The following is a 14,925-nucleotide window of genomic DNA, read 5'->3' on the forward strand; positions in this document are numbered from 1 at the left end:
GGCGACCTACCATTACAACAATTCGAATCACAGGAAACGTTCATGACGCTGCTCTCTCTCCGCTGGTTGCGACTCGCATTGCCATGCGTGCTGGTCGCCGGGTTCGCCTCGGCCGAACCCCAAACCCTGATCTTTTCTCACGTTGTCAGTGAAAACACACCCAAAGGCAAAATGGCACTGATGTTCAAATCGATGATTGAGCGTCGGATGGGGGATCAGTTTCAGGTTGAGATTTATCCGAATACCGAGTTGATGGATGACGACGAGGCTGTGGATGCCATTGCCGAAGGCCGTATTCACTTTGCGGCACCGTCATTGTCCAAGTTTCAAAACTATACCACTCAATTGATGGTCTATGATTTACCGTTTTTGTTTGCGGATATGGGCGCAGTTGAACGTTTCCAGGGAAGTACCGCCGGACAGGCCTTGCTCACTCACATGAGCGAAGACGGTATCCTGGGGTTGAGTTATTTGCACAACGGTCTGAAGCAATTGACTGCGAGCCGTGATTTCAGTCTGCCGGAGGATCTGGCCGGGCTGCGATTCCGAATCATCGCGTCAGATGTGTTGCAAAAACAGTTTGTATTGCTCAACGCAGAGCCTGTACCTATGGCTTTTAGCCAGGTGTATCAAGCATTGGCAGACAATGATATTCAGGGACAAGAGAACACCTGGTCGAACATCTATTCGCAGGCCTTTTATGAACATCAGCCTTTCATGATGCAATCGAATCATGGCGTACTGGATTACATGGTGATCACCAATACCGATTTCTGGAACAGCCTGACGGCAGAGCAACGTCAGGAGTTCCGCTTTGCCATGGAAATGTCGGTGAAATACGGCAATGCCGTGGCCCTGGCGAAAAACCAGAATGACCGTGCCGCCATTGCGTCCATGTCAGGCGTGAGTTTGCATGAACCGACGTTGGAGCAGTTGGCTCAATGGCAGAATGCCATGAAGCCCCTGTGGCAGGAGTACGAACCACAAATCGGCGCCGACGTTATTGAAGCGGCACTGGATGCCAACCAGGCCCCCTGACTCAATGCCCGGGTTCGCTGGCTGGAACGCAGGTTCCCGCTACCTGTCCCGGGAATTCTACCCGGCGGTGGCGGGAACAGGGTGCTGTATTGATGCTAAAATACGTCCATTAGTGACCGTTAAATCCGATTAATGACATGGAACAGACCAGCCCATTATGAGTAATTCTGAAAAACGCCCGCTTTATATTCCCTATGCCGGACCAACCCTGCTGGAGCTGCCGCTGTTGAACAAAGGCAGTGCCTTCACGCAGGAAGAGCGGGTTTCGTTCAATCTGATCGGGTTGTTGCCACAAAACGTGGAGACCATTGAAGAGCAGGCCGAGCGGGCCTACCGCCAGTACCAGTTGTGCCAGAGTGATCTGGACCGCCACATCGCCCTGCGTTCGATTCAGGACGACAACGAAACCCTGTTTTTCCGCTTGCTCGAAGATCATCTCGAGGAAATGCTGCCGATCATCTACACCCCGACGGTGGGTGAGGCTTGTCAGGAGTTCTCCAATATTTATCGCAACCACCGGGGGCTGTTCATCAGCTACCCGGACCGCGATCACATGGACGACATGCTGCGCAGTGCCACCAAAGACAACGTGAAAGTCATTGTGGTAACTGATGGCGAGCGCATTCTGGGCCTGGGTGACCAGGGTATCGGCGGCATGGGCATTCCCATTGGCAAACTGTCGCTATACACCGCCTGCGGTGGCATCAGCCCGGCCAATACGTTGCCGATCATGCTGGATGTGGGCACCAACAATCAGACGCTGCTGAACGACCCCATGTACATGGGCTGGCGCCATAACCGCATCAGCCAGGACGAGTACGATGCGTTTATTGAACAATTCATTCAGGCCGTAAAACGCCGCTGGCCCGATGCCCTGTTGCAGTTCGAGGATTTTGCCCAGACCAACGCCATGCCGTTGCTGGAACGCTACCGCGAAGAACTGTGCTGCTTTAATGATGACATTCAAGGCACGGCATCGGTCTGTGTGGCAACGCTGTTGGCCGCTTGTAAAGCCAAGGGCGAGCCGGTCAGCGAACAGCGTGTTGCGTTTGTAGGTGCCGGTTCCGCCGGCTGCGGTATTGCCGAGCAAATCATCGTGGCGATGCAGGATGAAGGCCTGTCGGAAGCCGAAGCCCGCAAGCGCGTCTTTATGGTCGACCGCTTTGGGTTGCTGACCAGTGATATGGTGGACCTTTATGACTTTCAGGCGCGGCTAGCCCAGCCAGCCGACATGGTTGCCGACTGGTCTGGTACCGACTTGCTGGATGTCGTGAAACACGCCAACCCAACCATTCTGATTGGTGTCTCAGGCCAGAGAGGCTTGTTCACAGAGGACGTCATTAAGGCATTGCATGCGGGCTGTGCACGGCCTGTGGTCATGCCATTGTCGAACCCGACATCCAAAGTCGAGGCAACGCCGGCCGACGTGCTGGCCTGGACCGACGGTCAGGCGTTGGTGGCAACAGGCTCTCCGTTTGGGCCGGTAACGGTCAATGGCCAGACTTACCCCATCGCTCAGTGCAACAATGCCTACATCTTCCCGGGCATTGGGCTTGGTGCGTTGGCCGTCGGTGCCGAACGCATCACCGATACCATGCTGATGGCCGCTTCAAAGGCGCTGGCCAATCAGGCACCCATGGTGCAAACCGGTGAGGGCGCATTGCTACCACCGCTGGCCGATATTCGCGAAACCAGCAAACTGATTGCTTTTGAAGTCGCCCGTCAGGCCCAGGCCGATGGCGTAGCTCTGATGAGCAGCGAAGAGCAGGTTCGCGAAACCATCGAAGCGAACTTCTGGACACCTCGTTATCGGCAGTATCGTCGTCGGGCTGTGTGAGAGGGGCGTTGACTGGTTGAATCCCGTGTTAATGTTAACAAATTGCCCTGCCAGTCAGGCAGGGCGATTGCTAGCCTTACTACACAGACATAACTGCTTTACTTAACAAGTCCCTTACCTGACCGGCAACGGCTTTTAGTTCATCGTTTTCTATCGCACTCATTGAGGCCACGGGGTCTATTGCGCTCACTTCGACGCCGTCTTCGATCGATCGAAGAATGACGTTACAGGGCAGCATCGCGCCGGCGCGTGGTTCAAGACCGATGGCCTCAAATGCCATTGTCGGGTTGCAGGCACCGAGAATTCGATAGGGAGCCATCTCTTTGTCCAGTTTCTTTTTCATAGTGGCCTGAACATCAATTTCTGTCAGTACGCCAAATCCCTGGTCTGCCAGGGCTTTACGGGTACGAGCATCGACAGTATCGAAATCGGCGTTCTGGATCAGTCGGTTGATTGTGTAACTCATGGTTCATTGTCCTCTATTCAAATTTTGCGAGCTGGTACATTAATCTGTCCGCATACAGTGAAGGATGTCTGTACCGCATTAAAGGTTTGTATTTGTAAATACTAATATTTATTCCCCTTTCCGACGAAACCTTAGCTCGATTTCTTCACCACCCTGTTAAACGATCCTTATTCTCTCGGGTGAGTGCCAAACATCGTAAGGATTCATTGGGCAATAGCTTAATGTTCATTAGCGGTGATGATGAGTGTCAGCGGTTTTCTTTTCTGCTTGCGCAGATTCTGGAGATTTCTTCAGGAAGATCTGTTCCGCTGTGGCGATCAATATCATGGTGACGACTGCCACACCAATTACAAATGGATCGGTGTTTAACTTCACCCAGATAAAGCCACCTAGAACGAGTAGGTCCAGAACAATGGCCACAAAGGGCACCCAAGCTTGTGCTTTAACATCAGCTTTCAGGTAGCGAAGAACGCCCCAGTGGATAGCAATATCCATAATCAAGTAAAACACAATACCCAGTGCAGCAATTCGGGATAAATCAAAAAATGCTGTCAGCATCAGCCCCAACACTACGGTATAGACTAACGTGTGCTTTTGAATGCTCCCGGGCATGCCGAAGTGACGGTGAGGCACCAACTTCATTTCGGTCAGCATGGCCAGCATTCGCGAAACCGCGAAAATACTGGCCAGAATGCCACCGGCGGTGGCCATCATGGCAATAGCTACGGTAATCCAAACCCCGTAATCGCCCAATGCCGGTCGTGCCGCCGCCGCCAGGGAGTAGTCCTGTGTCTCGATGATTTCAGGCAGTGAGAGATTGCTGGAAACGGCGAAGCCGACCAAGGTATAGATCACCACACACGCCGCGATGGAAATCACAATAGCGCGGCCAACGTTGCGATGGGGGTCTTGCACCTCTGAACCGCTGTTAGTGATTGTTGTAAAGCCCTTGAACGCCAGTATCCCCAGAGCCGTCGCTCCCAGGAAATTAACCAGGGTTCCAGTCTCTCCAGGGGAGGAAAAATCGACGGAAATGCTGTCGGAAATCCAGACCCCCACCAGCCCGAAAGTCACAATGCCCGTGATCTTCAAGATACCGATAAAGGAGGCCACCCCCTGAATCATTCGATTGCCAAGCAGGTTGATCAGGAAGGCGGCGAGCATGAGCGACACCCCGAGAATGGGCACCATGCGACCACCGTCATCGCCACCAAAGAGCTGCATGGTGTAGGAGCCGAAGGTGCGGGCCAGAAAGCTCTGCGCGATCACCATCGAAAAGTACATCAACAAGGCGTTAAACGCTGTAGGCAGGCGATTCCCGTAGGCTTTGTGCAAATACATGCCAATGCCCCCGGCGGACGGATACGCATTGGAGATTTTTATATAGGAGTATGCACTAAAGCCGACAACCACCGCTGCGGCCAAAAACGCCAAAGGGAACAGGGCGCCGGTCATCTCTGCCATTTGCCCGGTAAGCGCAAAGATACCGGCACCGATCATGACGCCCGTCCCCAGCATTACGGTTCCAGCTAGCGTCAGGCTGCCTTCCCGGTAATGAGTTGTTCTGTCTTTCTCGCTTTCCATACACCCTCCGACTTTTAATCCTCGAGTTTTGAAGTCTGGCTTCTCTATAGACTACTGACTGCCACGCCTGGACTGTTCACGCTCTAGCCAGCTCTGGTAAACGTCATCTGGCCAGTAGCTTTGAAAGCTGGCGACTACATCTATGATTTGGCGGTCGCTTAATCTGTCGCCCCAGGCAGGCATCACGCCGCCCACCGGTTCTCCACCCTGTTCAATAACCATTTTGAGTACATCCAAGGGGTGGTGCCAGGCATGGGCTGTGCCATTTAACGGGGGAGGCGGGTACTGGCCGTTTGCCGCCACTGTTTTCCAATTGGGTGTGGATTCAGCATTTTGTCCATGGCAACCGGCGCAGTTTTCTCCAAAAACCTCTTTTCCACGCGTTACCTCCTCTGGTGTGTACCAACGTTCCGTACCCGCTTTTGGTTCGAGTGAGATACTTGAAGTATCGATGGTTTCGCCCGCATTCTGCGCAGTCCCTTGATTTTCCGTGCAGGCAGCGAGTCCCAATACTGCTGCTGTTACCCAAATAAATTTCATGGCATTACCCTTTACCTATTCTGTTTGGACCGTTACTTTTGTTAAACAACTTCAAACCAGGTCATCATCCCGGTCGCCTGGTGGTCTATCATGTGGCAATGAATAAGCCATTTACCGGGATTTCCGGCTATCAATCGGACAGCCTTTTGCTGACCTCTTAACAGCGTTAGGCTGTCATGCCACCGCCCATTCGCCCAGACATGATGACCGTGCCAGTGCACGGTGTGTGGAAAGGCTGTTCGATTGTCGAGTAGCACTTCAACCGACTCTCCTTTCCGGGCACGAAAGAGGGGAGTTTCAGGCATGCCCGTTTGCCCACTGATCGCCCAGAATTGGCCATTTCTAGCCAGTTCTCTAAAAGTATGAGGCTCGCCCTGGTATTGGGCCGACTGCAACCGCCCCATCGCTCCGCCTTCGAGGGTCACCGGTACGCGTTGGTTTACACCAGCTGGCAAGTGAGGCATGGGGTTGGCCGGTAACGCCATTGCATCCGGGAAAGCAGGGACCTCTGTGCCGTCAGACGGGTTCAGGTCAACCTGAGCAACGAGCAGGGGCTCATCGCCACTGACTTCCAGTAATTGGCCGGCGTCACGGGCAATCCACCCTATATCCCAACGTTCACCCGGCCCCAGGATAATCACCTCGGGAACCGGTTCGGGGATGGCGAGCGGCTGGCCATCTTTGGCGAGCCACAACGCCCCCGGGAACGCGGCATGTAACTGCAGAATCCTATTGGTGGCGGTGTTGATCAGCCGCAGCCTGACTCGTTCGCCCGCGTTTGCCTCACCCCGCCAGGGGCCAGCCTGGTGATTGATGGTCAGAAAGTTACCCATACGACCCGCGTGTGACTGGTTGTGACCGTTAGCAAACGCCGGATCTATACGACCGTTCCTGCTCAGACTCCAGTCATCCATCAACAACGGCCAATCACGCTCGAAGCGAGGCTCGTTATTACCGGTGACGACCAGTGAGCCGTAAAGCCCCCGCGCCAACTGTTCAATGGTATTGTGGTGACTGTGAAACCAGAAGGTGCCTGCATCAGGTGACATGATGTGATAGTCAAAAGAGGCACCCGGTTCTATGGGCGCTTGGGTCAAGCCAGACACGCCGTCCATGGCATTGCCAACTCGCACTCCGTGCCAGTGGATGGTCGTTGGCTCTGGCAAGTGATTGGTCACGCGCACGGTTTGCATGACGCCCTGTTGTAATGTCAACTTTGGCTGGTTGTAGGCCCAGATCGGGGTTGGTGCGGCGAGCCAGGAAGCCGTCGTTTCCCGAGCCTGAATGTTGATGTGTGGAACTTGTGGCTGGTCAGCCCAGAGTGACCAGGGCAGCATTGAGGCAGCGGACAATTGTGCCCCTGCCTTAATCCACTGCCGTCGTGTCAGATTCATGATTACCGTCCTCGTTTAACCCAAGCTACCGGCTGCGGGAAACAGCCTCAATGTCCAAAAGGCGATGCGACGCCCCACGCCCGTCGTCAGACCAATGTTTCGACCTCACTCACAGGCGAGAATCTTTGTTGCCGTGAGGTGGTTCACTGAACGCAAGAAAGTACAGCAACCCCAGGTTCAGTATGGGAACCAGTGCCAGAACACTGAGAACTCCGGGAAATCCAAGCTTTTCGCAGATTCGCCATAAAGGAATGACCACCAGTGCAGCGACCAGTGGCCACCAGAACAGGTGAAAACCCCAACTCATGTCCATCATCATTATTTGTCTCCTGGTCTTGCGAACGAGATAGTGTGCGCATGGGTTAATTCAGCCAGAGTGCTTTCGAGCTGAACCTTTTATTCAATGTCATTGATCGCTTGCGCCTCACGAATAAAGGCGAGTATGAACGTCATCTGAGTAAACCCAACGGTGGGTTGCGGCGGCATGTCACCAAACGACCAATGATGTTGACGTGACCCTTCTGTCACTGCTCGGTAGAAGGCTTTGTTGGAGTGGTGACCGGGGTTGTAAATGGAATGGATCAACGGTGGTCCTGCATCTGATCCTTCTGCGTTTAATCCGTGACAGGCAGCGCACGTTTGGTTAAACATTCGTTGCCCGGTTCGAGCTTTCTCCGACAGCCCCTCAACCACGACATCAACATGATTCGGCAGGTCATCGGCCGCGATTGCAGGCACGGAGAGCTTGGCTAACGTGCCTAAAACGAGCAGTGCTGTGAGCGGAAACGCGCAGGCCGCGGCTCCAGATATCATGATGGAATGAAAGTTAGGGCGTTCAAACAGTGATCTCATGAGTGTCCTCAATGGCTACATTAATCCGAAAGAAAGTGACGGTCAGAGCATCAAACGACAGGGGTACGCTGTCAGGTGACGGTGAGAAGCGTTGTATTAGCTACTCGTCTGAGCGAAACGGTAATCAGTGATTGAGGATCAGAGACTGGGTGGGCGATCGAGCGCGCTGTGATAGCCCGAGTGCAGGGAGTGACTGAGCGGCTGAGTATAACGCTCTGTTGCCTGTGTCGCAGGGTCGATCAGACCTGCAACGGCCTGCGCTACCACGGGTAGGGTACATGCCATACCACTGCAGTGTGATCGAAACTGAGCGGAATGGTCGGCCATGCCACAGCGTTCAACATCATGATGATCGGCGCACAGCGACACTGTTTGAGCCTCGCCGTCGGTTGTGGTTTCTGCCCAAGCCAATACACCCCCAGTTCCCTGGAAGATAACCAGGAAGAGAACAAGGATGTAATTGAGTTTGGCGGTCGTCATCGCGGGTGTCGCTGGCTTGAACGAATTAAGAGAATACTCGCGGGGCTACCGGATTTCCAGTCGAAGACCTGTTTTTTACCAGTAGAACCCGCCGACGATCGGGCAGCGCTTACCATGTGATCTAACGGGCCTAATCGCTTTTGTATGGAACATCCGTGTCCCGTTAGCCTGTGTGCTGCTTAAACCCCGTAAACGGTTCGCTCAAAAACCCACCAGCCGGCCATCAGGGCGATCGCGATAGAAGCGGGGTTCGTGATGTAGCTCCGGTACCACGCTTTATTCCTGAACCAGACACCGACTGCCAAAAAGCAGAGGGCAATGACGGTCAGTTGCCCAAGCTCGACCCCGATATTGAATCCGATTAGGCCTGTAATAAAGTGATTCGGACTTAGTCCTATTTCCGTCAGGACGCTGGCAAAACCAAGGCCATGCAAGAGGCCAAATCCGAAAATGACGGCGGGTCGCCATTTGCTGAGGTTACGAGACCAGAGGTTCTCGACGCAAACGTAGACGATGGAGAGCGCAATTAATGGCTCCACAATAGCCGCAGGTATTGTCACGATACCCAGCATTCCCAGAGCAAGGGTTACGGTGTGCGCCAGGGTGAAGCTGCTTACTTGCCAGATTAATGGCTTTAATTTCGAGCTAAGCAGGAACAGGCCGACTACGAACAAGATGTGATCGAGCCCCTTGGGTAGGATGTGTTCAAAGCCAATAACGATGTAGTTTGCAAAAATTGAGAAGCCACTTTGTTTCACGGCACCCGTGATATCAAAAGGTCCGGTTGGCACGCCGGGCTGAAGATATTCTGTATAAATTTCTTCTCCGGTTGCGGTGCTGACTCTCAGAGCGGATTCGCCAAACTGTTCATCCCACTGCCAACCCAGGCTTGAACTGCCGGTGGGCAGCGTGCCGGTAAAGGTAATGACGGCCTCTCTGGCCAGCTCCAGATCCGGTTCACTGGTTAAGGTCAGGTTCGGCTCGGCCAGGTTGATATCGAGGCCGTCGGCTTGAAACTGGATGCCACTGATCAGGTCGGGCGCAAACGCTTTGAAAACAGGCATCAGCTCTTGCTCTGACATGGCCCGGTACCGATCATACTCAGCAGCCTGAGGCGCATCATTTGTGTCAGTTACGTCCGGCCCGATACCCGCCAGGTAGGTCTCGACGCTGGTTTGAATGTCAATGCTGTAGGTGCCGTTCTCGTTGAGAGTCAGATCGATGATGGCAGGGCGAATTTCGTGCGCCGTTGACAATGTGCTGAGGGCCAGCAAAACGACAAAAAGGCCAAAATGGGCCAGTTTGGTGGTAGAAATCATGTGTGAGAGTCCAATGCAGTTATTATTTGAGCGCTACAGGAGCAGTGTTAACAGAAGAAGGCTGTTCACTGTCTAGTGTATACGAAGCAAATTTGACTGCCGATGCATTTATCGGAACTGGAGGGAGGGGGCTGCTGACGTGACTGGGTCGTCAGCAGCCTTTATGAGGCAGGTCACTTCCTTGTGATCCTGTTCTGAGGGTTCTTGCGGATCAGGCGAACTGCTCTTCTTCGGTAGACCCGGTCAGTGCGGTAACCGAAGAGGTGCCGCCCTGAATGACCGTGGTCATGTCGTCGAAGTAGCCAGTGCCCACTTCCTGCTGGTGCGCGACAAAGGTGTAGCCCTTGTCGGCATCTTTGAATTCCTGCTCTTGCAGTTCAACGTAGGCCGACATGTCCTTGCGGGCATAGGCGTGGGCCAGGTTGAACATGCCGTGCCACATGTTGTGAATGCCGGCCAGCGTGATGAACTGGAACTTGTAGCCCATGGCTGACAATTCAGTCTGGAACTTCGCAATGGTCGCGTCGTCCAGGTTCTTGCGCCAGTTGAACGACGGTGAACAGTTGTAAGCCAGCAGCTGATCCGGGAACTCCTTGCGGATGGCTTCGGCGAACTTGCGGGCCTCGTCCAGATCTGGCTTGGCAGTCTCGCACCACAGCAGGTCGGCATAGGGGGCATAGGCCAGGCCGCGGGCGATGGCTTGATCGATGCCGGCCTTGACCCGGTAGAAGCCTTCAGCCGTGCGACCGCCGACGATAAACGGGGCATCGTAGGGGTCGCAGTCTGACGTAATCAGATCCGCCGCATTGGCGTCGGTACGGGCCAGCAAAATCGTCGGTACGCCTTCAACATCGGCCGCCAGACGGGCTGCTGCCAGCTTTTGAACCGCTTCCTGGGTCGGCACCAGTACCTTGCCACCCATGTGACCGCACTTCTTCACCGAGGCTAACTGGTCTTCAAAATGCACACCGGAGGCGCCAGCGCGAATCATGTTCTTCATCAGTTCATAGGCGTTCAGCACACCACCGAAACCGGCTTCGGCATCCGCCACGATGGGCGCGAAATAATCGGTGTAGCCCTCATCACCCGGGTTCTTGCCGGTTTTCCACTGAATCTGGTCGGCACGCTCAAAGGCGTTGTTGATGCGACGAACCACGGTCGGTACGGAATCAACGGCGTACAGCGACTGGTCCGGGTACATGGTTTCAGAGGAGTTGGCATCGGCTGCCACCTGCCAGCCAGAGAGGTAGATCGCCTGAATACCGGCTTTGACCTGTTGCACAGCCTGACCACCGGTCAGCGCGCCCATGGCGTTTACGAAGTCTTTTTCAGGACGAAAGGCCGGGCGTCCGCCTTCATTGATCAGTTGCCAGAGCTTCTCGGCACCGCGAGTGGCCACGGTATTGTCACGCTTCAGCGAACCGCGCAGACGCACCACATCTTCAGCACTGTAGGTGCGCTTGACGTTCTGCCAGCGGGGGTTGATGTCCCAGTCTTTCTGGATGGCTTCGATCTCAGCTTGGCGGTTGTAGTTTCCAGTGGTCATGGTCGTGTCCTCTCGGTGTTGCGGTCTAGTTGTATTAGTGTGTTGTCGTTGTCGCTGCTGCAACGGTGTGTCTCTGCTGCGACCTTGACTTCACAGTAAAATCGCCAGGGTGATTTGGCCAATTTATAGTTATTATTTTCAGTATTCACGGTATGAATGATGGGAAGGCTTTGAGTATAATTCGGATCAAAGACGATTTTGAGACGAACAGGCAAACGTAAGGAGGAAAGGATGCAGCTGAGCCGCATCGACATGAACCTGCTGGTGTATCTGGATGTGCTGCTGCGTGAGCGCAGCGTGACCCGGGCGGCCGACAAGCTGGGCATTAGCCAGCCGGCCATGAGCAACGGTTTGCGCCGACTGCGCACCCTGTTTGATGACCCCCTGCTGATTCGTACCAGTGAGGGCATGACGCCAACCGAGCGCGCCGGGCAACTGGAGCCCATGCTGCGCACCGTGCTGCAGGACATCGAGCGCGCCATTCAGCCGCGCTCTGATTTCGATGCCGAAAACAGTCAGCGGGTGTTTCGTATCATGGTCAGCGACTACGCCGAATCGACCCTGGTACCCCCACTGCTGCGGCGTTTGCGCGAAGAAGCCCCCAACGTCATTCTGGACCTGATGACCCCCAGCGACGTCAGTTTTCTGGATGTCGAGCAGGGTAAGGTCGACATGGTAATCAACCGCTTTGACGACATTCCCCAGTCATTCCACCAGACCATCGTCTGGCGCGACGAGTTCTGCTGCATGGTCAGCTCCGAGAACCCCATTCTGGAAAACTTCAGCCTGAAGAACTATCTGCAGGCACAGCACGTCTGGGTCAGTAAAACCGGCTATGGCGTGGGTGTGGGGGTCGATCCGGCCGATGTACAGCGCCTTGGCTGGGTGGACGAAGTGCTCGGTCAACTGGGCAGCAAGCGCAACATCACCGTCTTCACCCGTCATTATCAGGCCGCCATGTTGCTGGCCGAGCAGAACGACCTGGTGGTTACCTTACCGGCTCGGGCCGCGCTGCTGCAGGCCCACAACGACCGCTTGCGGGTGATGGCGCCGCCCTTTGTGATACCGGGTATTCAACTGAAACTGGTGTGGAGCCCGTTGTTGCATCACGACCCGGCGCACCGGTGGATGCGGCGTCTCATCAACGAGGTGGCAGAGCAGGTTCCAAGCCCGGAGTTTTAGTGGCATGTTGAATGGGCGGGCAGTTAAAACATTCGGTGATCAAAATCCCATTCATACTGTGAATGGTGACTATAAAGGTTATAAATTAGTCGTATCCGGCTGGGCTCCCTAGACTCGAATAAAAAGCAAACAGCGAAAGGCCAGACTCATGACAGATCGAATTCAACACGGCGGTCTTCAGATCGCGACCGAACTCTATAACCTGATCGACCAGGAGATCGCCCCGGGTACCGGGGTTGATCCGGCTCATTTCTGGGGTCAGTTTGAGGCCATACTGGATGAATTCGGGCCGCGCAACGAGGCGCTGTTGCGCCAGCGCGATACCTTGCAGGCGAAAATCGATCAGTACCATGCCGAGCGCTCCGTAGAACCGCACGACGCGGATGACTACAAAGCCTTTTTGCAGGACATCGGCTACTTGCTGCCCCCGGTCGACGTCAGTCCCATCACCACCGCCAACGTCGATACCGAAATTGCTGAACAAGCGGGTCCGCAGTTGGTGGTACCGGTTAAGAACGCCCGGTTTGCACTGAACGCCGCCAATGCCCGCTGGGGAAGCCTGTACGATGCCCTCTATGGCACCGATGCCATTTCAGAAGACGGCGGAGCCGAAAAAGGCCCGGGCTATAACCCGGTGCGCGGTGCAAAGGTTATCGCCTTTGCCCGGGCGCACCTCGACCAGGCCACGCCACTGGCCAAAGGCTCTCATGCTGACGCGGTGGCCTACCGGATTGAACACGGCGCCCTGTCAGTCGAACTGAATGACGGCACCCAAACCGGCCTGGCTAACCCGGCCAAATGCCTGGGGTACCAGGGCGATGAAGCCGCGCCCACGGCCATTCTGCTGAAAAACAACGGACTGCACATCGAGATCCAAATCGATGCGACCAGCCCGGTTGGCAAAACCGATGCAGCCGGTGTCAAAGACCTGCTGGTCGAGGCTGCGCTGACCACCATTATGGACTGCGAAGATTCGGTCGCAGCCGTCGATGCCGAAGATAAAACCGAGGTTTACCGCAACTGGACGGGCCTGATGAAAGGCACGCTCAGCGAGTCGTTTGAAAAAGGCGGTCACACCATTACCCGCTCGTTGAACAGCGACCGGGCCTACCAAGGCCTGAACGGCCGCCCGCTGGTCTTGCATGGTCGCAGCCTCATGTTCGTGCGCAACGTCGGCCACCTGATGACCATCAACGCGGTGCTCGATCGCGACGGTCGCGAAGTGCCGGAGGGCATTCTCGATGGCATGGTCACGGCGCTGGCGGCCAAACACGATGTGCTGAACAACACCGAGCGACGCAATAGCCGCACCGGCAGCGTTTACATCGTTAAACCCAAGATGCACGGCCCGGAAGAAGTGACCTTTGCGGTCGACCTGTTCGCCCGCATTGAGCAGGCGCTCGATCTGCCAGCCAAGACCCTGAAAATCGGCATAATGGACGAAGAACGCCGTACGACGGTTAACCTGGCAGCCTGCATTCAGGCCGCCAGTGACCGCACCGTCTTCATCAACACCGGCTTTCTCGACCGCACCGGCGATGAGATCCACACCAGCATGTTGGCTGGCCCGATGATTCCCAAGGCCCAGATGAAACAGCAAGCCTGGATCAGCGCTTACGAAGACAACAACGTTGATGCCGGCCTCGCAGCAGGCTTGCCGGGCAAAGCCCAGATCGGCAAAGGCATGTGGGCCATGCCGGACGAAATGGCCGCCATGCTCGAACAAAAACAGGGCCACCCCATGGCCGGTGCCAACACGGCCTGGGTGCCGTCCCCCAACGGCGCGACCCTGCATTCCGTGCACTACCACCGCATCAGCGTGGCCGAGCGTCAGGAAACCCTGCGTCAGCGCGAACCGGCCTCACTGGATGCCATTCTGCAAATTCCATTGCTGGCTGAGCCGGGTTCACTGACCGCGGAAGCCATTCAGGCAGAACTCGACAATAACGCCCAGGGCATTCTCGGCTACGTCGTCCGCTGGATCGACCACGGCGTCGGCTGTTCCAAAGTCCCCGACATCAACAACGTCGGCCTGATGGAAGACCGCGCCACCCTGCGCATTTCCAGCCAGCACATGGCCAACTGGCTGCACCACGGCATCTGCACCGAAGCCCAGGTCATCGAAACCATGAAACGCATGGCCGCCATAGTCGACAAGCAAAACGCTCACGACCCAAGCTACACACCCATGGCCAAAGACCCGGACAACAACATCGCCTTCCAGGCGGCCCTCGCCCTGGTGCTCGAAGGCAAACAGCAACCCAACGGCTACACCGAGCCTTTGTTGCACGCGTTTCGCATCAAAGCCAAGAACGAAGGCCGGCACGGTTGAATTTAGTGCATTGAGTTCGTGCTGGCCACCGGGTAGGTCCCTCCGGGGTCGGCGTGAACCCGTCCATGGGGCCTAGGCTTCGGCATCCATGCCTCAGACTACCCCGGAGGGGCCTACCCGGCAGCCAGCACTTAGCTACGGGTTAAATGATCCATCTCTTTGAAAGCAATCGGTGCTAGCCGCTGGTTTTTACTGTGAGCAACCTCGACCTACTGAGTTAGAGGTTCGCTGCAATTAAGCCGGATTGATGCATAGGGGCACCGGGTGCGCTTACTGGGGGGCCGGGGTGCGCCGCGGGGGGGGGGTAAGGCGCCCCCCGCGGGGGGGGGCGCGGGGCGCCCCCAAACCGGACCCC

At 55.6% G+C, this 14,925-nt stretch carries 13 protein-coding genes; 5 read left to right on the top strand and 8 right to left on the bottom strand.

What is annotated here, in order from left to right:
• The first annotated feature begins 42 nt into the window (after positions 1 to 42).
• Entirely contained in the window at positions 43 to 1,038 is a 996-nt protein-coding gene (locus ACHUE7_RS11875) for a DctP family TRAP transporter solute-binding subunit (RefSeq protein WP_394170154.1), read from the top strand.
• 157 nt (positions 1,039 to 1,195) lie between these two features.
• Positions 1,196 to 2,875: an NAD-dependent malic enzyme gene (locus ACHUE7_RS11880; RefSeq protein ID WP_394170155.1), complete on the top strand. Its 1,680-nt coding sequence runs from the start codon at positions 1,196 to 1,198 to the stop codon at positions 2,873 to 2,875.
• 79 nt (positions 2,876 to 2,954) lie between these two features.
• On the opposite strand, the gene ACHUE7_RS11885 is transcribed toward ACHUE7_RS11880, so the two are convergent.
• From ACHUE7_RS11885 to ACHUE7_RS11910, 6 genes are all read right to left on the bottom strand, one after another.
• A complete protein-coding gene (locus tag ACHUE7_RS11885; protein WP_394170156.1) occupies positions 2,955 to 3,341 on the bottom strand; it encodes a DUF302 domain-containing protein in 387 nt (128 codons plus the stop codon).
• Positions 3,342 to 3,569: 228 nt separating this feature from the next.
• On the bottom strand, positions 3,570 to 4,925 hold the full coding sequence (locus tag ACHUE7_RS11890) for an APC family permease (protein WP_394170157.1): 1,356 nt from the start codon (positions 4,923 to 4,925) through the stop codon (positions 3,570 to 3,572).
• 51 nt (positions 4,926 to 4,976) lie between these two features.
• A complete protein-coding gene (locus ACHUE7_RS11895; protein ID WP_394170158.1) occupies positions 4,977 to 5,465 on the bottom strand; it encodes a cytochrome c in 489 nt (162 codons plus the stop codon).
• Positions 5,466 to 5,506: 41 nt separating this feature from the next.
• Positions 5,507 to 6,859, bottom strand: coding sequence for a multicopper oxidase family protein (locus ACHUE7_RS11900; protein ID WP_394170159.1), 1,353 nt, complete (start codon positions 6,857 to 6,859; stop codon positions 5,507 to 5,509).
• A 109-nt stretch (positions 6,860 to 6,968) separates the two neighbouring features.
• On the bottom strand, positions 6,969 to 7,178 hold the full coding sequence (locus tag ACHUE7_RS11905) for a hypothetical protein (protein WP_127556271.1): 210 nt from the start codon (positions 7,176 to 7,178) through the stop codon (positions 6,969 to 6,971).
• 77 nt (positions 7,179 to 7,255) lie between these two features.
• Positions 7,256 to 7,711, bottom strand: coding sequence for a c-type cytochrome (locus ACHUE7_RS11910; RefSeq protein WP_394170160.1), 456 nt, complete (start codon positions 7,709 to 7,711; stop codon positions 7,256 to 7,258).
• A 315-nt stretch (positions 7,712 to 8,026) separates the two neighbouring features.
• On the opposite strand from ACHUE7_RS11910, the gene ACHUE7_RS11915 reads away from it, so the two are divergent.
• The gene (locus tag ACHUE7_RS11915) at positions 8,027 to 8,311 is read left to right on the top strand and encodes a hypothetical protein (RefSeq protein ID WP_394170161.1); all 285 of its coding nucleotides are present in this window, start codon (positions 8,027 to 8,029) and stop codon (positions 8,309 to 8,311) included.
• A 59-nt stretch (positions 8,312 to 8,370) separates the two neighbouring features.
• Here the strand turns inward: ACHUE7_RS11915 and ACHUE7_RS11920 are convergent, their stop codons facing one another.
• Positions 8,371 to 9,510: a HupE/UreJ family protein gene (locus tag ACHUE7_RS11920; protein ID WP_394170162.1), complete on the bottom strand. Its 1,140-nt coding sequence runs from the start codon at positions 9,508 to 9,510 to the stop codon at positions 8,371 to 8,373.
• Positions 9,511 to 9,721: 211 nt separating this feature from the next.
• Positions 9,722 to 11,056, bottom strand: a complete 1,335-nt coding sequence (aceA, locus tag ACHUE7_RS11925; RefSeq protein ID WP_394170163.1) for an isocitrate lyase — start codon at positions 11,054 to 11,056, stop codon at positions 9,722 to 9,724.
• Positions 11,057 to 11,287: 231 nt separating this feature from the next.
• Between aceA and ACHUE7_RS11930 the strand changes: the two genes are divergently transcribed.
• Positions 11,288 to 12,238, top strand: a complete 951-nt coding sequence (locus tag ACHUE7_RS11930; protein WP_127556009.1) for a LysR family transcriptional regulator — start codon at positions 11,288 to 11,290, stop codon at positions 12,236 to 12,238.
• Positions 12,239 to 12,386: 148 nt separating this feature from the next.
• Entirely contained in the window at positions 12,387 to 14,570 is a 2,184-nt protein-coding gene (locus tag ACHUE7_RS11935; RefSeq protein ID WP_394170164.1) for a malate synthase G, read from the top strand.
• The last annotated feature ends 355 nt before the right edge of the window (positions 14,571 to 14,925 follow it).

It is taken from the genome of Saccharospirillum alexandrii (assembly GCF_043641555.1).
GTDB classification, from domain to species: Bacteria; Pseudomonadota; Gammaproteobacteria; order Pseudomonadales; family Natronospirillaceae; genus Saccharospirillum; species Saccharospirillum alexandrii_A.

Excerpts from the sequence above, each read along its gene's own strand:
- ACHUE7_RS11875 (WP_394170154.1), top strand. The coding sequence starts at position 43 with ATGACGCTGCTCTCTCTCCGCTGGTTGCGACTCGCATTGCCATGCGTG.
- ACHUE7_RS11880 (WP_394170155.1), top strand. The coding sequence starts at position 1,196 with ATGAGTAATTCTGAAAAACGCCCGCTTTATATTCCCTATGCCGGACCA.
- ACHUE7_RS11885 (WP_394170156.1), bottom strand. The coding sequence starts at position 3,341 with ATGAGTTACACAATCAACCGACTGATCCAGAACGCCGATTTCGATACT.
- ACHUE7_RS11890 (WP_394170157.1), bottom strand. The coding sequence starts at position 4,925 with ATGGAAAGCGAGAAAGACAGAACAACTCATTACCGGGAAGGCAGCCTG.
- ACHUE7_RS11895 (WP_394170158.1), bottom strand. The coding sequence starts at position 5,465 with ATGAAATTTATTTGGGTAACAGCAGCAGTATTGGGACTCGCTGCCTGC.
- ACHUE7_RS11900 (WP_394170159.1), bottom strand. The coding sequence starts at position 6,859 with ATGAATCTGACACGACGGCAGTGGATTAAGGCAGGGGCACAATTGTCC.
- ACHUE7_RS11905 (WP_127556271.1), bottom strand. The coding sequence starts at position 7,178 with ATGATGATGGACATGAGTTGGGGTTTTCACCTGTTCTGGTGGCCACTG.
- ACHUE7_RS11910 (WP_394170160.1), bottom strand. The coding sequence starts at position 7,711 with ATGAGATCACTGTTTGAACGCCCTAACTTTCATTCCATCATGATATCT.
- ACHUE7_RS11915 (WP_394170161.1), top strand. The coding sequence starts at position 8,027 with ATGGTCGGCCATGCCACAGCGTTCAACATCATGATGATCGGCGCACAG.
- ACHUE7_RS11920 (WP_394170162.1), bottom strand. The coding sequence starts at position 9,510 with ATGATTTCTACCACCAAACTGGCCCATTTTGGCCTTTTTGTCGTTTTG.
- aceA (WP_394170163.1), bottom strand. The coding sequence starts at position 11,056 with ATGACCACTGGAAACTACAACCGCCAAGCTGAGATCGAAGCCATCCAG.
- ACHUE7_RS11930 (WP_127556009.1), top strand. The coding sequence starts at position 11,288 with ATGCAGCTGAGCCGCATCGACATGAACCTGCTGGTGTATCTGGATGTG.
- ACHUE7_RS11935 (WP_394170164.1), top strand. The coding sequence starts at position 12,387 with ATGACAGATCGAATTCAACACGGCGGTCTTCAGATCGCGACCGAACTC.